Annotated in this window: 16 protein-coding genes and 1 riboswitch; of the genes, 13 read left to right on the forward strand and 3 right to left on the reverse strand. The window is 69.7% G+C overall.

The window, feature by feature from the left end; translation table 11 throughout:
* Positions 1 to 107 precede the first annotated feature (107 nt).
* Positions 108 to 1,724 carry a DUF4331 domain-containing protein gene (locus RM425_RS09455; RefSeq protein WP_311344944.1) on the reverse strand — a complete coding sequence of 539 codons (1,617 nt, stop codon included), beginning with the start codon at positions 1,722 to 1,724 and terminating at the stop codon, positions 108 to 110.
* Positions 1,725 to 2,442: 718 nt separating this feature from the next.
* On the opposite strand from RM425_RS09455, the gene RM425_RS09460 reads away from it, so the two are divergent.
* From RM425_RS09460 to RM425_RS09500, 9 genes are all read left to right on the forward strand, one after another.
* Complete coding sequence (locus tag RM425_RS09460) at positions 2,443 to 3,465, forward strand: metal ABC transporter substrate-binding protein (RefSeq protein WP_311345111.1); 1,023 nt, start codon at positions 2,443 to 2,445, stop codon at positions 3,463 to 3,465.
* 11 nt (positions 3,466 to 3,476) lie between these two features.
* Entirely contained in the window at positions 3,477 to 4,244 is a 768-nt protein-coding gene (locus tag RM425_RS09465) for a metal ABC transporter ATP-binding protein (RefSeq protein WP_311344945.1), read from the forward strand.
* The gene (locus RM425_RS09470) at positions 4,244 to 5,116 is read left to right on the forward strand and encodes a metal ABC transporter permease (RefSeq protein WP_311344946.1); all 873 of its coding nucleotides are present in this window, start codon (positions 4,244 to 4,246) and stop codon (positions 5,114 to 5,116) included. Before RM425_RS09465 ends, RM425_RS09470 begins: the two co-directional genes overlap by 1 nt.
* A gap of 727 nt (positions 5,117 to 5,843) precedes the next feature.
* Positions 5,844 to 5,992, forward strand: a riboswitch (cyclic di-AMP (ydaO/yuaA leader).
* A gap of 64 nt (positions 5,993 to 6,056) precedes the next feature.
* The gene (locus tag RM425_RS09475; protein ID WP_311344947.1) at positions 6,057 to 6,923 is read left to right on the forward strand and encodes a LysM peptidoglycan-binding domain-containing protein; all 867 of its coding nucleotides are present in this window, start codon (positions 6,057 to 6,059) and stop codon (positions 6,921 to 6,923) included.
* A 316-nt stretch (positions 6,924 to 7,239) separates the two neighbouring features.
* On the forward strand, positions 7,240 to 7,518 hold the full coding sequence (locus tag RM425_RS09480; RefSeq protein WP_311344948.1) for a hypothetical protein: 279 nt from the start codon (positions 7,240 to 7,242) through the stop codon (positions 7,516 to 7,518).
* 494 nt (positions 7,519 to 8,012) lie between these two features.
* Positions 8,013 to 8,591 (forward strand): RNA polymerase sigma factor, encoded by a 579-nt coding sequence (locus RM425_RS09485; protein ID WP_311344949.1) that lies wholly within the window; start codon positions 8,013 to 8,015, stop codon positions 8,589 to 8,591.
* Entirely contained in the window at positions 8,581 to 9,726 is a 1,146-nt protein-coding gene (locus tag RM425_RS09490) for a hypothetical protein (RefSeq protein WP_311344950.1), read from the forward strand. The genes RM425_RS09485 and RM425_RS09490 overlap by 11 nt, the downstream gene beginning before the upstream one ends.
* A gap of 189 nt (positions 9,727 to 9,915) precedes the next feature.
* Positions 9,916 to 11,208 (forward strand): DUF222 domain-containing protein, encoded by a 1,293-nt coding sequence (locus RM425_RS09495; protein ID WP_311344951.1) that lies wholly within the window; start codon positions 9,916 to 9,918, stop codon positions 11,206 to 11,208.
* 124 nt (positions 11,209 to 11,332) lie between these two features.
* Positions 11,333 to 12,445, forward strand: a complete 1,113-nt coding sequence (locus RM425_RS09500; RefSeq protein ID WP_311344952.1) for a hypothetical protein — start codon at positions 11,333 to 11,335, stop codon at positions 12,443 to 12,445.
* Between the two features lie 102 nt (positions 12,446 to 12,547).
* Here the strand turns inward: RM425_RS09500 and RM425_RS09505 are convergent, their stop codons facing one another.
* Positions 12,548 to 13,282, reverse strand: coding sequence for a hypothetical protein (locus RM425_RS09505; protein ID WP_311344953.1), 735 nt, complete (start codon positions 13,280 to 13,282; stop codon positions 12,548 to 12,550).
* Between the two features lie 1,169 nt (positions 13,283 to 14,451).
* On the opposite strand from RM425_RS09505, the gene RM425_RS09510 reads away from it, so the two are divergent.
* On the forward strand, positions 14,452 to 14,625 hold the full coding sequence (locus RM425_RS09510; RefSeq protein ID WP_311344954.1) for a rolling circle replication-associated protein: 174 nt from the start codon (positions 14,452 to 14,454) through the stop codon (positions 14,623 to 14,625).
* Positions 14,626 to 15,152: 527 nt separating this feature from the next.
* On the opposite strand, the gene RM425_RS09515 is transcribed toward RM425_RS09510, so the two are convergent.
* Positions 15,153 to 16,553 carry a recombinase family protein gene (locus RM425_RS09515; protein ID WP_311344955.1) on the reverse strand — a complete coding sequence of 467 codons (1,401 nt, stop codon included), beginning with the start codon at positions 16,551 to 16,553 and terminating at the stop codon, positions 15,153 to 15,155.
* A gap of 499 nt (positions 16,554 to 17,052) precedes the next feature.
* Here RM425_RS09515 and RM425_RS09520 point away from each other — a divergent pair, with 499 nt between their 5' ends.
* From RM425_RS09520 to RM425_RS09530, 3 genes are all read left to right on the forward strand, one after another.
* Complete coding sequence (locus RM425_RS09520) at positions 17,053 to 17,925, forward strand: TIGR02587 family membrane protein (RefSeq protein WP_311344956.1); 873 nt, start codon at positions 17,053 to 17,055, stop codon at positions 17,923 to 17,925.
* A 16-nt stretch (positions 17,926 to 17,941) separates the two neighbouring features.
* On the forward strand, positions 17,942 to 18,361 hold the full coding sequence (locus RM425_RS09525; RefSeq protein ID WP_311344957.1) for a TIGR02588 family protein: 420 nt from the start codon (positions 17,942 to 17,944) through the stop codon (positions 18,359 to 18,361).
* A 239-nt stretch (positions 18,362 to 18,600) separates the two neighbouring features.
* A complete protein-coding gene (locus RM425_RS09530) occupies positions 18,601 to 19,110 on the forward strand; it encodes an iron transporter (RefSeq protein WP_311344958.1) in 510 nt (169 codons plus the stop codon).
* Positions 19,111 to 19,114: the final 4 nt, after the last annotated feature.

Below are 19,114 nucleotides of genomic sequence, written 5' to 3' on the forward strand. Positions count from 1 at the left end.
CGCCGCGGCGACCAGCCCCGCTCCCGCCGCGCGGACGCGGCGGGAGCGGGAACCGGACCCGGCTCGGGCGCGACGGTGCGCGCCCGAGCCGGACTTGCCGGATGTCACTACTGCGCGGTCCCGCGGTTGCGGTTGCGCCGCAGCACCAGCACTCCGCCGGCCAGCAGCGCCGTGCCGCCGGCCAGGCCAGCGACAGCACCCGAGACCCTCGTCGAGGAGGGTGCCGAGGCGGTGTCCATCGCGGTACCGCCGCCGCCGGCCGCCACGCCACCCGTCGGGTTGGTACCCAGCGAGCCGGCCACCTCCGTGGCCGAGTACGGCAGCGCCAGGTACGGGAAGGTCTGCCCGAACTTCCGGTCGTTGCTGCTGACCAGGTCGCCCTTGGCCAGCGGCTCCACGATCTCCACCCCGGTGAGACTGCCACCGCGGCCATCGACGTTCACCGCCCCCTCGAGGGCCTGGATCTCGATGTCCACCACGTCGTCGACCAGCCGGCGGCCGTTGGGGAAGCCGGCGAGGTCGCCACCCAGCGCGCCGAGCGGGTTGGGCTGTGCGGCGGGCGGGATGGAGGTGTTGAGCCGCAGCATCTCCGCCGGCGTCACGTTCGCGGGCTGGTTGAGGCCCTGGATGCCGGTGAGGAAGATGGTGAAGAGGTCATCGCGCGGGCCCTCCGGCGCCGGGATGCCGTACAGCTTCTCGACCACCTGCGGCACCTCCGGGTTGAGCACCCGGTCCACCACCGCCTGCACGGTGGAGTCCTTCGCCGGCGGCAGGCTGTTGAAGGCGTCCTTGAGGCCGATCGGCACCACGACCTCGTTGACCAGCGGGTTGCCCAGCCGCGAGACCTGGACGTAGTCACCGTCGTAGGTCTGCGTTCCGTCGGCCGCCATCGTGCGCGTGGACGGCCGCTCGGTGGTGCTCCACACGCCGATCACCGGCTCGCCCTCGGTGACGACCGCGTCGATCGGCAGCTGCAGCGCGATGGAGTTGACGTTGTAGCCGGCCAGGGTGTCGTCGCCCCGCTCGGACAGGTCCGCGCCGTAGATGAGGTCGAACACCCGGATGTCGAGGAAGAACGGGTCCTCGGCGCGGCCGGCGAAGGCCGTGCCACCGTTCTGCAGCTGCGAGATGCCCGACTCCCGCAGAGTTGCGTAGTTCGGCATCGACGCCTCGCCGACGAAGTCCGGTGCCACCGGCGAGTTCTCCACCAGCACGGTCTCCGTGCCGTCGGCGCCCACCTCGGTGACGGTGTAGAACTGCTTGAACAGCAGGTTCTCGTCATCGAAGGAGTCGACGACCCCGTTGTTGTAGAGGAACGTGCCGTCGGCCGCCTCCTCGTACGTGACCTCCGGCCGGAGGTCTTCGGTAGTGAAGGTGAACCGGTACGTCTTATCCGGCGTCGCGTCGCCGTTGCTGTCGACGTTGATGTTGTAGCGGGCGGTGTCACCGGTCGCCCACGGGTAGTAGTTCGGCCCCTGGCCCGGCACCGAGAACGGCGCGAAGTTCGCGATCAGCGTCACCGTGTCGGCCTTGTCGGGCGACACGAATGCGTACACGTCGGTGTTGTCGACCAGGGGATCGTTCAGGATCAGGGGAGCTTCCCGGTGGCTGGAGGCCGACCCCACCGCGGGGCCGACCAACAACGAGCCGGCGACCGCGATGGTGGTGGCCCCTGCCACCGCCATCGAGCCGCCCACGCGTCGACTTTTGCTCGTGTTTGACATCTGCCTTCCTTCCCTGGATCCACGCCGGCCCAAAGTGGAAGGCCTACAAGCGTGTCCGAGGACGCGATCGGAACACGGCGTCGGGCTGTCCCGCTAGTCGAAGTCACCTCACGCCGGTCGGCACAGCAGGATTCACCCCATCGTGGCTCCCCACTCTTACAGTCACGTGACGATTCGGCCTGCACTCGAACCGATGTCCCCGGGGCCGGTGTAGCTTCCGCCCGGATCTTGGCGCCAGGCTGGTGCTCGGCCGGCCAGGGTGCGAGAAAGTCGACGACTCGTCAGAACGCGTGGTCACTCCGCTGCCCGGAGCGGACCGCGACCCGGGTCGGTGTGCTCAACGACGGCTCCATGACGTCGGGCAGCTCGACGTGCAGCGGGGTGCTGCCGTGCCGCACGCGACACCGAACCGCCAGCAGCTGCGCATCGCGATCGTCGCCTGGGTCGAGCGCACTCAGCGCCGCCGACGCCGGCAAGCCGGCCTCGGTCGACCGACGCCGGCAAGCCGGCCTCGGTCGACCGACGCCCTACGAGACCATCCATCACCCACACACGGTCAGCTCGGGCGGCCTGTCCCGACCTGTCGCCGATCTGTGCAGCAGTTCCCGATTCGACCCAGGGCCTGCTCGGGGTCGCGGCCCAGTAGGTCACGCTTTGGGGGAGTCCTTGTTGCAACCGCGTTGCAACAAGCGCTGTTGGTTCATAGCCTCGCGCCGTGATGAGCACCGTGCGCGGGCCCGGCTTCCTGGCTCCGACTGTCATGGCTGTCGTGAGCTGCCTGCTCGTAGCCGGCTGCAGTGCCGACGGCGGTACGTCCTCTTTCGACGGGGATGGACGACTGCAGGTGGTCACCACGGTCGCTCCGATCACGTCGATCGTCGCCGGCATCGCCGGTGACCGCGCCGAGATCATCGGGTTGGTTCCAGAGGGAACGAATTCACACACCTTCGACCCCCCGCCGAGTGCGGCAGTGGTGCTCTCCGAGGCCGATCTCGTCTTCATCAACGGACTGAAATTGGAGGAACCGACGAAGGACCTGGCCGAGGCCAACATGGCCGACGGCGCGACACTGGTGGAGGTCGGGACGCAGGTGCTGCCGGAGAGCGAGTACATCTACGACTTCTCCTTCCCGCGGGAGGAGGGGAAGCCGAATCCGCACCTCTGGACCGACCCCACGTGGGCGATCCGATATGCCGCTGTGGTGCGGGATGCCCTCAGCGACGCGGATCCGGACGGCGAGGATGTCTATCAGCGCAACTACGAGGCGTTCGACGCCCAGGCCACTGAGCTCTCCGACGCACTGCGGGCCGACCAGGAGTCGGTTCCGGCGGACAGTAGGGAGCTGCTGACCTACCACGACGCCTATGCCTACTTCGCCGAGACCTATGGGTGGGAAGTCATCGGAGCGATTCAGCCTGAGAGTTTCGAGGACCCCACGCCGCGGGAGGTCGCGGCGCTGATCGACCAGGTGCGGGCCGAGGACGTTTCGGTCATCTTCGGCTCGGAGGTGTTCCCCTCTGCCGTACTCGAGGAGATCGGCCGCGCCACCAGCGCCCGGTACGAGGACACCCTGCGCGACGACGACCTGCCCGGGGAGCCTGGCGACCCCGAGCACTCCTGGACGGGCCTCATGCGCTACAACTACGTCACCATGATCAACGGCCTCGGTGGCGAGGCGTCCCTGCTCGCTGCCCTGGACACCACTCCCGCGGTCCGCGACGACGCCACGTACCCGCAGTGAACCTCGAGCAGGTGACCATCGATTACCTGGTCCGAATCCAGGGCGCCACATTCGGCTACGACGCCAGCCCGGTCCTCGAAGACGTCAGTCTCACCATTCCCCCCGGTGCCTTCATCGGTGTGGTCGGGCCCTCGGGCTCGGGCAAGACTTCCCTGCTGCGACTTCTGACCGGTACGGCCACACCGCAGCGGGGCACCATCACCCGTCGTCGAGGCCTCGCTGTGGCCTACGTGCCGCAGTTGGAAACCGTGAACTGGAACTTTCCCGTCACCGTCGCCGAGTGTGTGCTGATGGCCCGTACCGGGCGGACCCTCCCGTGGTCGACCCGCCAGGAGCGGGCCGAGGTCCACCGAGTTCTGGGCCGCCTCGGCATCGAGGGGCTGGCCGGACGGCACATCCGCGAATTGTCCGGCGGGCAGCAGCAACGGATGTTCATCGCCCGGGCCCTGTTGCGCCGCCCGCAGTTGCTGCTCATGGACGAACCGACCACGGGGGTGGACCTCACGAGTCGGCACGACATGCTCCACCTGCTCGGCGAGCTCAACGCCGAAGGCGTCGCCATCCTCCTGACCACTCACGACCTCAACGGCGTGGCCGCCCATCTACCTCGACTCGTCGCACTGAATCGAACCGTCCTCGCCGTGGGATCACCGCGTGAGGTCATCACCGGCCCCGTCCTCGAGCGGACGTTCGGCGCCCCGGTGGAGGTGCTCGAGCATCTCGGCATGCCCGTGGTCCTCGACCGCTACGACGCCGCCGATCACCGCGCCAGCGCCTGATGGAGACGCTTCTAGCGCCATTCGCCTACGCCTTCTTCATCAAGGGCCTCGGCGTCGCCACCCTCGCCGGCGGCCTGTGCGGCCTCCTCGGCGTCTACATCACCCTGCGCGGCATGAGCTACATCGGCCATGGCCTGTCCCACGCGATCTTCGGGGGGTTTGCGGCCAGCTCCATCATCAGCATCAACTACTACCTCGGCGCCGGGGTGTGGGGCCTGGCCTCCGCGCTGGCCATCAACAAGGTCACCCGCAGCCGGCGAATCGGCGCCGACGCGGCGATCGGCGTCATCACCACCTCGTCGTTCGCCCTCGGCGTGGCGCTGCTGTCGCACTACGGCAGCAGAGGACCTTCGTTCGACGCCGCGCTGTTCGGCAGCATCATCGGAGTCTCGGCCGAAGACGTTCTGGCCCTCGCCGGCATCACGACATTCGCCGTCGCAGTCATCTTCCTCAACTACCGCGCCCTGCTGTTCGCCACCTTCGACCCCGAGGTCGCCGACGTCAGCGGCGTACGTGTCGCCCGGACTGATGCCCTGCTCATGCTCGTACTCTCACTGGCGATCCTCGCCACCCTTACGGTCATCGGGGTCACCCTTGTGGCGGCCACCCTGGTGATCCCCGCCGTCGTAGCCAGGATGCTCACCAACCGCTTCTCCCGCATGCTCTGGCTGTCCACAGTCATCGGCGCTGGATGCGGCTTCGTCGGAATGAACCTCAGCTACCACCTCGACGTGCCTTCCGGGACGATGATCGTCCTCACCGGCGCCGTCGTCTTCACTGCCGTTCTGTCGCTCACCGGCGGGCGTCGATTGGCGCGCACGGCACGGTCGGACAACCGCACCGATCCCACACCCGTCGTCGCTCCGACCTGAACCGCGCCGGGTCTGGTGGAGGCACTGACTCCACGGAAGGGTGGCGCAGTGCCAGCACCGAAGAAGTATCCCGACGTGCTGCGTGAGCGGGCCGTGCGGATGGTGTTCGAGATCCGCGAGCAGACCGGGTAGCGCAAGGGCGGGATGTGCCCCGGGTCGCCGAGCAGCTGGGATCATTCCCGGGCCTCGGCGATCAGGCATCGCAGTCGGGCTCCGGGTAACCGGGCGGAGCGACTGCGACGACAGGCGACCGCCGATCGGCCTCGCCCGCGGGCTGCTGTGCTCAATGCGGGCCACCAGCTGGGGTCCCTTGGACGGGCTGCGCGTCGGTCTCGATCGGCTGCGACCGGGCGCATGCGGTCCGGGTGAGCCCGCAGCGCCTCGGCCACGTCCACCAATCCAGGTGCCGCCCTTCTCCGGGGAGCACGTCGACGAAGACCGGGGCCCGCACCTAGGGCCGACCGCCGGCTACGGCGCCGCGATACCTACCGGCTGCTCGCCATCAACCAGAGGTGGGACTTCCCAGACCGGCTATCCCCGGAAGAAGTGGTCGGCCGGAGCTGACAAGTACACGCGGTGCAGGCTCCCGGTGACGCGTTGTTCATCCTCGCGGGCGAGCCAGGGAAAACTGGCTCGGGGGTTGCTGCCTGCGTCGGGGGTCTGCCTACCGTGCTGAGGTTCGCCGAGCGGTGGACCCGGATGACGGCACCGCCCAACCTGCCCACCGTCACCGGTCCTGTCGAAAGCGACGGGCAGGCGCGGGGGACCCACCTCGTAGGACTAGGCCTTCGGGCCTTGGGGTGAAGCCGCATGATGCGGCCGGGCAACTCTCGCCCGAACCCGACAGCTAACCCCGTAGGCGGCGAGAGGGTCATCACCCATGTCCAAGCGCTACAAGGGGCGGCATCGCCGTCCGACCCGCAACCCTGTCGTGGCGGCCGTGGCACGACCCGCCGTGGTCGTCGCGGCAGCAGCGGCCGTCTCCGTTGGGATGATCGCCCCCGCCCAGGCCCACTCCGGGGACCACACAGTTCGCTCCGGCGACACCCTCGGCGAGCTCGCGGCCAGCCACGGCACCTCGTGGCGATCGATCCACGCCGACAACCGAGACACGATCGGGTCCGACCCGAACGTCTTGCGCATCGGTCAGGTGCTCAGCATCGGCGGCTTCGGCCCGACGCCGTCAGCGGCCAGCGGCTCGGGTGCGTACACCGTGCGGGCGGGAGACACGCTCAGCAGGATCGCCGCCCGCCACGGCACCAGTTGGCAGCAGCTGCACGCCCTCAACCGAGAGGCGATCGGCGCGAACCCGAACGTCCTGCGCGTCGGTCAGCGGCTCGTCCTCAGCGGAGAGGCGGTCCCGGCAGCCGCGCCGCGCGCGGCTTCCGAGCGCGCCAGCCGAGGGGTGGATCGGTCTGCCATCGCCCCGGCCCCGGCCCCGGCCCCGGCCCCGGCCCCGGCCCACAGAGCGGCTGCTCCCTCCAGCGCCTACGGGGCGTGGGATCCGCACGTCCGGCCCGGCGTCCAGGAGATCGCCGAGCGGTTCGGCGTCTCCACGGTCGTCACCCGCCCCGGGCACACCCCCACCCAGGGCCGCGCGGCTGACTTCATGGTCTACTCCGATCGGGCCAAGGGCGACGCCGTCGCCCAGTTCGTGATCGACAACGCGGCGCGACTCGGCGTCGAGAGCGTGATCTGGCGGCAGCGGATCGCCGGTCCGTGGACCGGCTGGGCGTGGCGTGCGATGGAAGACCGTGGATCCGCCACGGCCAACCACATGGATCACCCCCACGTGGCGTTCCGGTGAGCCGGGTAACCGACTGAACGCGGTGGTCCGCTGAGCTCAGGACCGACGACAAGCGGCCCCTGCCCTAAGGTTCGGTGGGGCAGGGGGCGCTGTCGACGGGCCGCCCGACGCTCGGGCACGCCGCCGCAGCCATGGCCCCTGGCCTGTCTCGGTGGAGATCAGTCCCTCGCCGTGCTGGTCGTGGATCGCGCGCTCGACGCGGCGTGCCAGCAGTCCTGTGCACGCACCACCGAGGGCGGTGACCGCGCAGAGGTAACCCACGGAGGTCGTCGACACGCTCCGGTCAGCGTGTTGACGGACTGCCTACGGTCGCGGGATGAAGCCCGGCACGACGTACAGCGTGACGCTGTCTGGATACGACCTGATGACGTTGGGGGCGGGGTTGAAGGCCTACCTGCGGGCATTCGCAGAGCACCGGGAGCTCGACGGAGGCGCCACGCACCCGGACGACGAGTGGCAGCGGCTGCAACGGCACGTCGGAGAGCTCATCTGGCGTCTCGAGGACGCGGGAGCCGAGTCCGGCACCCTTGTGATCCACAGTGACGAGGCTGTCGAACCGCGAGGTGAGGAGCAGTCGGACGGCGGAGCCGACTGACCTACAGCGACATCGCATGCGTCATCGATGGCGGGCCGCCGCCGACGGGGTCGTGGGCCCTCCCGCTGCAGCGCGGCGCCGCCCGGCGACGGCGGCGCGCTCCCGGTCGGGCGGGGGCCGCTCGAGCAGGCCGGTCGACGTAGGCGATGCCGGCGCCGACGACGTCCCCTGCCTGGGAGAAGATTGGCGTTGAGGTCGCTGGGACGGGCCCCTCGGCAGGCACTCTCTAGGCACCCGATGCTCCCGCAACCAGCCATCACGAGCGGTCGCAGCCAACGCCCCACGGTGCCTCTGACCTGCATATTCAAGGCGAGCCAACGGCAGCAAGCGGCCCAGGATCACATCGCAGGGTTACTGGTTCACGTCCAGTCGGGGGAGCAACTCGAGGCCCTTGACCCGCATCCGCCGGTCGAGGCCCTCCGTCGTTCCTGCCGCGCCCATCCGGCACGCCGACGCCGTAACGCTCGACCGTGTGCCGGACATGTAGGTGTGTGATGGCGATGCAGGGCCGACCGGCGCCCACTCCCGACCACCCGCCCCCGTCCTCCACTTCGCTCCTCGAGGACGCCTACCGCACGAACGGCTCCGCCGTGCTCGGCTATGCGCTTCGCCGGACGGCGTCGCGCGAGGACGCCCTCGACGTCGTGGCCGAGACCTTCGCCACCGCCTGGCGGCGCCGGGACGACGTGCCGGTCGACGCCGACGAGATCCGTCCCTGGCTCTTCGGCATCGCACGGCGGTGCCTGGCCAACACCGTGCGGGGTACCCGACGTGCTGCCCGGCTGGGTGAGCGCCTGGCCGCGGCCTTCGGTGAGACAGGCGCCTGCATCCCAGACCCTGCCGGCCGCCACGACGAGGACGGACGCCTGCACGAGGCGCTGGAGCTGCTCACGCCCGATGACCGTGAGCTGATGACGCTCATCGCGTGGGAGTCGCTCACTCCTGCCGAGGCGGCCGAGGTGCTCGGCATCCCTGCAGGAACCGTTCGTGTCCGGCTCCACCGCGCCCGCACCCGGCTGCGTGCCGCACTGTCCACGTCCGACCGTGACCAGGAGGCCTCCCGTGATGTCTGACCAGGAGCTGGACGCCCGGCTCGCCGCGGCGGTAGGCGTCCGGGACGAAGCACTCCCGTCCCTGCCCGAGAGCTTCCTCGACCTGCTCCGGAACGAAAGCTCGGAGGACCTCCCGCGGACCCTCGAGGGGCTGTTCCGTGACGAGCCCGCCTCCGTGGTGGCCGCCCGCCAGCTGGCGGAGGACGCCCGGAGCGGTCGACGGGCCAGCTTTCGCGCACGGCGCCGGACGCTCGTCCGCCTGGGCGCCGGGGTTCTCGCCCTCGCTGCTGCCTGGGTGGTCGCCATCGCCGTCGCCTCGTCCGATCGCCCAGCTGCGCCAGGCGGCCGGACGGAGCTGCCGAGCGGCACTGTTCCTGGCGCGATCGACCTCGTCGCGGCCGAGGTGGTCACCTTTCCCCTGACCGTCGAGGCGCCCCCGCCCGGTGTGAGGCCGATGTTCAGCCGCTGGGGCGGGGTTCCCCTTTTCGGTGACCAGCCGTTGGTCCACGCCGCCGACTACACCTCCGACAGCGGCGACCGCGTGCTGGTGGTCCTGTACCCGGAGGATCCACGAGGCATGGACGACGTCGGGCTCGGCGACCAGCCCTCGGGGACGGTTCCGGTCGGTGCCGCCGAGGCTGAGGTCCTGCGCGGTGACGGGTCGATCGACCTCCTGTGGGAACGGCCCGATGGCCTGTGGGTCGCGGTCTCGGGCGAAGGTGCCTACAGCAGCACGTCGGCGTTGCTCCCCGTGGCGGCGTCGATCGTCGACCGGCCGCAGTCCCTGGACCTGCAGTTCGGGCTCGCGCCGGCCGGCTGGAAGGTCGGCGGCTACGAGGAGAGCCGCAGCATCGACCTGGTCAGCGCGACGCAGCCTGACGAACTGCTCCGACTGAGCCTGTGGGCTTTCGGCGGCGACGAGGCGCTCGACGGTGCTCTGGAGGGCCTCACCTTCGCCGACGGCCCGGAACCGGTCACCATCCAGGGCGGCGCGGGCCGCATGGCACTCGGGGACGGGGGCGACGGCTCGTGCGCGTGCTGGTACGTCGTCGGCCAGCTACCCGGCGCGGACCGGTTGTTCCTGCTGCTGGGGAGCGACGGTCTGAGTCGCGAGCAGATGCTGGCGATGGCCGAGCAGGTGACGTTCACCCCCTGAGGCGGCCGACGTGAAAGGCAGTGCACGGGTGCCCCCGAGCGGTCATCGACTGCTCGGGGGCACCGCTCTGGCGGTGCCGCCGTCGCACCTGCCGCCGAGTGGATCCGGCCGCTCCCCGGCACCGTTCGAAGACGCGGACCAGCTGGTCAACGCCCCAGGAGTGTCAGACCCCGGGGCTAGCGTCGGGGCATGGCAGTGGGAGGAGGGTTCGCGGTCGGTGTGACCGTCGTGCCCATCGACGCCGCGCCGTCACCGTGGGAGCCGGTGGATCCCCAGCCGCAGGCCCAGGTGGACCGGTTGGGTGCCTGGCTGCCGCGCCGGCGCTCCTCGTCCGAATCGGCTGCGCTGATGCAGCAGGTCACTGCCGCCGAGGCCAAGCTGGCCGCGTTCAAGCTCGAGCTGGCACTGGACATCGCGGCAGATCGTCCCGCTCCCGTCGACCCCCGCCCGGGGGAAGCCGGGGCCGCCGGCGTGGGGCCCGACGGTGTCAGCGAATTCGTGCTCGACGAGCTGGCGCTGATCCTGAACACCAGCCGGACGGCTCCCGTGACGCTGCTCGACCAGGCCCAGATCTTCGCGACCCGGCTGCCTGCGACCTGGGCGGAGCTGGCTGCCGGAAGGCTGGACTGGCCGCGCGCCCGCGCGATCGCGGCGGAGCTGGGACGTCCGGCCGACGACAGCGATCCCGCGGTCGTCGCCGCCGTGGAACGGGCCGTGCTCCCGATCGTCACCGAGCTGTCGGTGCGGCGACTGCGCGAACGCGTGCACCGCGAGCTGGTGGCTCTCAACGCGGGGGCCGTCGATCGCCGACTCAAGCAGGCGCGACTGGCGGCCGACGTCGGCGTCCGGCGCATCGGGAACGGGATGAGCGAGCTCAGCATGCGCATGCCGCACCCCGAGGCGGTGGCATGCCGGAAGACGCTCGACGCGCACGCCCGCGCCGCGCAGGAGGCCGGGGACCGGCGGCCCATCGGGATGCTGCGGGTCGGGGCGGGCATCGACCTGATCCTCCGTCCCTGGCAGGAGCAGCCCCCGGTCACGGCGCACGTCACGGTGATCGCCCCACTCGAAGCCCTTCGCGTCGGTGCCTTCCTCGACGCGGGCTCAGCCCTGCCCGCCGCGTTCGTGCCCGATCCGGCTCCGGCGCCCGTGGGAGAGTGGACGGCGAAGCGATCACCGCCGCCCACCTGCGTGAGCTGCTCGAGCAGCTGGACGCCCTGTGCCCGGGCGGGCTGCAGGCGCCGACCGGCGGCACGCTCGACATCGCCGTCACCGACTCGTGCGGCCGGCTCCTCGCGGTCACCGGCCGCCGGGACCTGGAACGCCTCGTGGCCCGCGGCTGCCCGGCCCACCCCGGCACGTCGTGCAGCTGCCCGGTGCTCGCAGCCCCTCCGGCCGTGGACCGCTACAGCCCGTCGGCGGGGCAGCGCCGCTTCCTCGTCACGCGCGACCGCACCTGCCGCCATCCGGGGTGCCACGTGAGCGCAGGCTGGGCCGACCTCGACCACGTCGTCCCACACGCGGCCGGCGGCCCGACCGACTGCGCGAACCTCAGCAAACGTAAAGGCACCCCCACCGCCAGCCGCCTCCCTGGTAGGCATTGCTCGTGGGGAACCCGTTAGACCGCCTGAAGGGCGGCGACCTAGCTCGAACGCTTCACACCAATGCCGCGCACAACTATGGGTCGGCCCCGTCCGGCCGTGCTCAACAGGACGGCGAGGACCTGGCCGCGAGCCGTCCCGCCAAGATCAAGTCATGGGATGGTTCGCCCGCGATTTTTCGCATGGCGTTCGTGGGCATGCCGATCGCAGGCTTGCCCGAAAGGTTCACATCGGGCCGCGTTGTCATCACCCAGACTCCAGGACCGGTTAGGACGCAAGCCACCTACATCTTGCAGCGACCGGGTTGGGTTCCACACTTCGATAAGACGATGCATAAAGGTTCGGTCGAAGTTGGTGAAGGGTTGGTACTGACGGTCTGCCATCTGCCTGTCACGATTCCGACCGGTGAGCACCTATCTCGTCATTTCGAGATGTGGCGCGATGAGGTGTTAGCGGCAACGGCAGTAGTGGCGGCCCTACTCGATGACAGGATTGCACAGCAGGAAGTCCTAGAGGACCTGCTCGTCTATGACTCCACCGGCGTCGAGCCCGTGGGAATGCTGGACATGTCCGCGCGAGTCCGGACGTTTCCGCCCACCAAGCGGGTCACTTCGGCGCAGCAGGCGGGCCTGCAGAAACTTGCGAACTGGGCGAGCGATGATCAAACGCCAAGCCACGTCGCTGCGCGCTGGTACCTGAGGGCGGTCAGCTCGGGACCGACGCCCGACGCGATCGTTCATCTTTGGATCGCTCTGGAAGCGCTGGTTCCAGCTCAGGGAGGCGGAAAGTCTAGTGACGTGAAAGGAGTCGAGAGCGGGCTCTCGGCCGCCGGTTTCGATCCATCAACGTGGAACCCCAGCATTGGGCGATGCGCGGGCTTGAGAGCCAGAATCGTTCACCATGGCGAAGAGCAGCCGGAACTGTTAGCGGAAGGGTTCTACGCTCTAGAGGCAGCGGTCCGAATCCTCTTAAGGAAGGAGCTGGACGTGCTGGCGGAAGCGTGGCCTGCGGAGGTTCACTCAACTAATTTGAAGTGGCCCCTTAGTCAGCTGGCCGAGCGGCTAATGCCGCACGCCAAGACCAGCATGCGGCGCGTCGAGGACGACAATCCTCGGTAACCGCACCCTTCGCTAGCTAGCCCACCCCCAAGGGCTGTCGCCATCTGTTAAGCCACCTGGCTCGCAGGAGTTCCAACCATGAGGAGGCGACCGGAGCGCTCACTACCCAGCAGCCTCCCCTTCGAGGAGTGCGAACAGTCGTGAAAGTCGCCGCGCAGCCTCCTCGTTGAGTCGTTGCAGGCGCGCCTCGATCTCGTCGATATCCGCCCGCAGTCCTTCGACTTGTTTAAGTCTTTGGGCTTCATAGTGGGCTCGCTGCTCCTCTTCGAGGTGCTCATATCTCCCTGGCTTCTCCGCGAAGCCCAACGAAGTCTTCTTACTTTCCAGCTCAGATTGCAGGTCCTCAGTTTCGTAGCGGCGCACCGTTCGCAGCGTCGTGTACTTGATCAGGGCGACGTCAAGCCACACGAACGGGACCGCAGCGACGAACCACCACCACATGCGACCACCCTCAACGCCAAGGGCAATGGCTATTGGGACTAGCGCTACCGCCAGCGTGACGCGAAAAGACATCTCGGCAGCCTTGCGCTCGCGTTCGTCCACGCGCTCATGAAGGTATGCCCCCCATCGCGTAGAAGGAACGGTGTGGTCGGCGTCGAAAGGCGAGCGGCCACCGGCCGTGGTCCCTTTATAGGTAACGACCTTGTACTGCTCGTAATCCCGGACCGCCTGCTTTGCCTGGTCGATAAAGGCAGGCCAGTCGGGGTGCCCATTGAGGGTGGTAAGTGCGCGATTCAGCTTCGCGATGCCCATGTTCCAAAGAACTGAGCCGACGATGGCGGCGACGAATGTGTACAGCGCGAGCTGTCCCGCATCGCCGATGGAGTCGACCGCCACCAAAAGGCGTCGTCCGAGCGGATCACTGCGGGCAGCGGAAGCTAGTTCCTCTCCGGCGAGGAGCCAGAATGTCAGCAGGGCGGAGTATCCGATAGTTAGCGGGTTGCGCAGCTCTCGCGCGGACGCAAGTAGACCTGTGAGCACCCATGACCTCCTTGAACGCCCCACGGCGTGGGGCGCGAGGGCGCGCCGTCAGGCGCGCCCCATGACTTGAGGTAGCAACGTAGCTCGGGTCTGTCTCTACCCTCCGTTCCTCCCGGCCCCTCGGTAGTGAGTGCTTTGGCCGCGGGGGTCGTCGTGGTGCACGGGTTTGCCCGAAGGGCGCCCGTGCGCTGCGTCGGCTCCTGTGGCGCCCTCGACGGACGGGGGGTCGACCGCAGGTCGCGGCTCAAGGGTGCGCAGCGCCTGAGTCGCGGCCTGTGGCCGACCCCGTGCCTACCGGGCGCCGTGGGCGACCCCGTAGGGGTCGCCTCTTGACAGTTCTCCTGCACTAACTCAACACAAGGACTGGCCCGCAGCGACTTCCGCTCTCGTCGGTGCTCATGCCAGACTCCCGACTGCACCCCGGGGCCATCGAGCAACCCCGCCCGGGACAAGCGACTACAGGGGATCGGCCCTAAGACGACTTCATATGCGTCCGACCGGCGGCCGACCGGCGGCGACTACGCATCCGTCGTCCCGCCGTCCCTCTGGAAGCCTTATGTCTGCTCGCTTCACGCGTGCTTGCGGTGTCTGCCCTGGCCGCTTCATCTCCCTGACCGACGTTCCGGGGCGCGCTCGTGCCCGGGCTCGCTGAGCCGGCGCGCGGTCATGTCCAACCATCCGAGGCGCCGTCCGCGTGCGGCTGCCCGCCGGCGGTCCGCGGACTGCGCGTCGTGGGCTACCTGCCTGGAGGCGGCGTCGCTGGGCTGGACTGCACTGCGCCCTTGCTCGTCGTGTGTCGCGTCTGCGACGGTCGACTTGTCTGGGCTTGTCGGGCTCACCGGGCCTCCCGATGCGTCCCCTGCTCCGAGCGATACCGACGACTGCTCGTCCGGATAGCCGAGTCGCGGTCGGCGTCGGCGCACCGTGGTCACGGTTCTTTCCTGACGTTGACCGCGCCAGGTGAGCGCGAGCACGCCCGGTGGATCCCCGGGCGACCCGGCGGTGGTGGACCCTGCGGTTGCCGGGTGGGTGATCTGGCGGAGTGGAACGCGGCCGCCGGTCAGGCGTGGAACCGGCTACGACTCGGGCTGTCGCGGTTGTGCTCGTTCGAGTACTTCCGGGTGGTCGAGGTGCAGAAGCGGGGCGCGCTGCACCTGCACGTCCTGGTGTGGTCCGCCGAGCCGCTGCCACGCGGCTAGGTCCAGGAGCTGGCGTTGGCTGCTGGCTTCGGCTGCCAGGTCGACCTGAGCCCACTGTCGCCGCAGCGGCACGCGCACTACGCGGCGAAGTACGCCACGAAGGCCACCGACCAGCGCGGAGAAGCACCGTGGGCGGTCGACGTGGTGAACACCCGAACCGGCGAGGTCACCCGGGGCAGGGCACCGGCTCGGTATCGCACCTGGTCTAGCTCGCGCCAATGGGGACTCACAGTCAGGGAAGTCCGGGCGGCAAACCGGGCAGCTATGGAGGCCTCGCGGCACAGGCGAACCGCTGGCGCGGCGGCTGACCACCTACCCGGGTCGACAGATGCCCAAGCACCGATACCGGTGGCTGGCGAGCCTCGCCGTGATGGTCCTTCGGCGGCGGTGGAGTTGGCATGGGAGTGAGCGCCGAGGACGTCGCCGCCTGGCTGGCCGCGTCCTGCGCCGAACAGGGAGTGTCGGTGCTGGTCACCGATCCGCGTGTTCTGGCGGACGTGGCGGCCCTCCTGTCGGCGGCGAGGTCGTCAGATCCGCCAGACCGCTCGGACTCGGGTCGGGTCGAGGGCGCGGCTGCCCTGCTGCCCGGGGTCGACGATGGCGTGGTCGAGGAGGGCTGAGACGATCGCGGCCTGTCGGGTGAGGTTGAGCCTGGACCACTCGCCGCGTAGGCGGCTGCCGTTGCCGGGCAGACCGGCCAGGGCGTCGGTGTGCGTGGCAGTTCGCAACTGCCGTTCCCGGTCGCGCATCCTTCGCTCGATGGGTTCGCGGGCCGCGCGCCACTCGCGTGCGCTGATCTCCTGCTTTCCGAACATGACAGCGAGCTCGTCCAGCTGGGCCTGGTCGGCGGCCAGGCCGTCGCTGAGCTCGACGGCCAGGCTGTCCCCGGCCCGGCCACTCAAGGCATCGGCCAGGGCGGGGCTGTCCAGGCGCTGCAGGATCGCCTCGGTCAGCATCTGCTCGAGCGGCTCCGCGGTGACGGTCAGCCGACCGCAGCCGCCGCCGTGGTCGGGGCCGGAGATGCACACGTACCGGCGGCGGTCTTTGCGCGGGGAGGAGTAGAGCTTGCCGCTGCAGCGACCGCACCGAAGCAGGCCGGACAGCAGGTAGCGGCGTGGGCTCCGGCGGCCGGTAACTGCCTGCTCGGTCATGCGGGCGAGCACCCGGTCGCGATCCGCCGGGGTGATGATCGCGTCCCACATGGCGGGGCCGACGACTTCGCCGCGGTGCTCGCGCAGACCGGCGATGCGACCGGACTTGAGTACTCCGCGCAGGGATGGGCTGTGCCACTCGACGCCGGTCGTGGTGCGGATGCCGTTGTCCTCCAGCCACATGCAGAGCGACCGCAGGCTTTCCCCGGCCAGGTAGCGGCGGACCATCTGCCGGATTACCTGGGCCTCGTCCTGGCGCACGGTGATCCGGTCTATCTCGTAGCCGAACGGTCGCCGGTTACCGCCGTGCGGTCGTCCCTCGGCTGCGATTTGATCGTTTTTGCGGCGCACTCGTCGGCTCTTGGACGCTGACTCGTTCGCTGCCACCGCTGCCATGATCCTTCCGATCAATAGGCCGTCTCCGGTGCCCAGGTCCATGTCCCCGGACACGAACCGGACCTGGCGAACACCGGCTGCGTCCACGGTGGCGACGAACTGCTCCAACTCCACCGGCCTACGGGTCAGCCGGTCCACGTGATAGCAGATCACCGCGTCCCTCAGCCCGTCAGTGAGGTCGGCCAGCATCTGCTCGTAGGCGGGTCGCCGCTTGCCGGAGTAGGCGGACAGGTCGTTGTCCACGTACTCCTGTGCGACTTGCCAGCCGAGGCTCCCCGCCAACCGTCGGCAGTCCTCGACCTGCCGGGCGACGCCGAGGGCTCGGCCCTCGGTGTCGCTGCTGATCCGGGCGTACACGGCTGCGGCCGTAACGTCTGGCATAGGGGGCAGACTAGTGATGGGTGAACAACCTGTGCTGCCTGTGCCGTCGGCACCATCGCCTCAAGACCCACGCCGACGGCTGGGCGCACACCATGAGCGGCGGCGGGATGCTCACCGTCATCACGCCGTCCGGCGCCACCCGGGTCAGCCGGCCCCCGGGGTGGCGGGTGCTCGTCGAGCCCCCCCGGCCCACCGCCGGCGGTTGCCGAGGCCCCGCCACCGTTCTGATCGCAGGCGGGAAGCCCACCGTGGAAACCGTCGCTCCTCCACCACGGATGTCGGTCGGATGATGGACCGTTCCCCGGAGAAGCGGGCCGCGTAGGGTCGCCCGGAGTGGCGGGTGCTCCCGCCACCTGCGCGTCAGGCAGCCGGCGCGTCGACATCCGACGGTCGCTCCGTGACCTCCCGAGACGCAGCGCGCCCGCGCACGGCGACGCCGCCCGAGCAGGCCCCGTATCCGTACGGCACCGGGTCCCGACGTTCCCTGGGGGTTCTCCGAATGAGCATCGATGACCAGCCGACGACGGCGGACCCGGACATCCGCGCATCGGAGGCTCGCCCGGACACACAGGGCGCGGAGGACGGGCGAAATCTCTTCCGCGGGGTCGGCCGGGCGTTCGGCGGGGCGTTGCTGTTCTCCCTGCCGTTGCTGATGACCATGGAGCTGTGGCAACTCGGCCACACGGTGGACCGGTTCCGGCTCGGGCTCCTGGTGCTCCTGACCGCACTCCTCGTGCTCGGCCTGGCGCGGGTGTTCGGTGCAGGTGCCGGCGGAACCGGTTTCACCGGACACCTCGTGGACACGGGGGTGGCCCTCCTCGTGGCCGTGATCGCGGCCGGGCTGGTCCTCACCGTGCTCGCGGTGGTGAACCCGATCGGGGACTGGCAGGACGCGGTCTCGGTGGTCGCCATCGAGGCGTTGCCCGCGGCGATCGGCGCGTCCTATGCGCGCAGCCAGCTCGGCGAAGGCAGCCAGAAGGGTGAGGCCGCGGGGTACCAGCACGAGCTGTTCCTCATGGCGGCGGGCGCGGTCGTCTTCGCCGCCAACATCGCGCCGACCGAGGAGGTCGTGCTCCTGGCGGCGAAGATGAGCGAGGTCCACACCGCTGCACTCGTCGTCCTCAGCGTGGTGTTCATGCACGGTTTCGTGTACTCGGTGGGGTTCAAGGGCCAGGAGCACGCCGACCGCCCGGTCCACGCGTTCGTGACCCTGACGGTGGTCGGCTACGTGATCGCGCTCGCCATCTCCGCCTACGTGCTCTGGACGTTCGGCCGGTTCGACGGGTTGGGCATGGTCGCGATCGTGTCCGAGACGGTGGTGCTCGCCCTCCCGGCCAGCCTCGGCGCCGCCGCCGCACGACTGATCCTCTGAGCGAAGGAGTAGCGGCATGAGTTCGTCGGACGACGAGGAGCAGGGCGAGCAGCAGAAGAAGGGCGGGACGACGCCGGGGGAGTACGTCGTCGGCGCGGTCGGTGGCCTCGTGGTCCTCGCCCTGCTCGCGTTCCTGGCCTACCAGACGCTGGCGGTGCGGGAGACCGGCCCGGAGCTCGCGGTCAGCGTGACGGCGATCGAGCCGGCTCTGGCCGGCTACGCCGTCCACTTCGAGGTCGTCAACAACGGCGGCCGGACGGCCGAGCAGGTCCAGCTGTCGGGAACCCTCACCCGGGAGGGGCGGCAGGTCGAGCAGTCCACCGCTGCGGTCGCTTACCTCCCGCCCGAGAGCCGGCGCGACGGCGTGCTCGTCTTCTCCGAGGACCCTCGGGAGGGGGACCTGACGGTGGGCCCGTCGGGCTACGTCCTCCCCTGACCGCTCCGCCACCGCGGCGGCGGCCCTCGGGATCCAGAGAGTGCTGACTCTTCCCGACGGGACGATCGGTGCCGGGATCGACCACGGCGGTCAGCGTGCGGTCGTCCTCGCGGTCGGAGCTCCGCAGCCTGTCCGCGCCGTCCACATGTCAGTGGCGTGACGGTTCCGGGGTGGCGGTTTCCGGATCCGGTCCGAGGGCAGCGGATCCGGGCACCGGCCGCTCAGCGAGAGGAGCCCCCATGGCTGCAGGACATGCCGTCGAGGACCGGACGACGCCGGCGGCGGCGCCCCCCATGGAGAAGAGCAACGAGGCCGAGCCCGATCAGCTGGACGTGGCGAGGCGGCAGGGGGACGCCTACGGCGCCGCTGTGCAGGCCATGGCCGAGGAGGACGGCGCGGCCCACATCGAGGTCGCCGTCGCGGACCTGGCCGACGGGCGGTTCGTCCCTGGCCTGGACGTCACGGTCACCGTCCAGGACGGCGACCGTGAGCTGTTCAGCCAGCAGGCGCCCTTCCTCTGGCACCCTTTCCTGCACCACTACGGGTTCAACGCCAAGGTGCCGGGGGAGGGGCCGTTCACGGTCGCCGTGCGCATCGAGCCGCCGTCGTGGATGCGGCACGACCCCCGCAACGGCAAGCGCTACGCCGACCCGGTCGACGTCGTCTTCGCCGACGTGGGCTTCGAGCCTGGCCGCAAGCCCAGCCCCGAGGCGTCGCCGCGCGGTCCCGAGACGCCCTGCGCGGGCTGAGACC

The sequence above is a fragment of the Blastococcus goldschmidtiae genome, from assembly GCF_031845325.1.
Lineage (GTDB): Bacteria > Actinomycetota > Actinomycetes > Mycobacteriales > Geodermatophilaceae > Blastococcus > Blastococcus goldschmidtiae.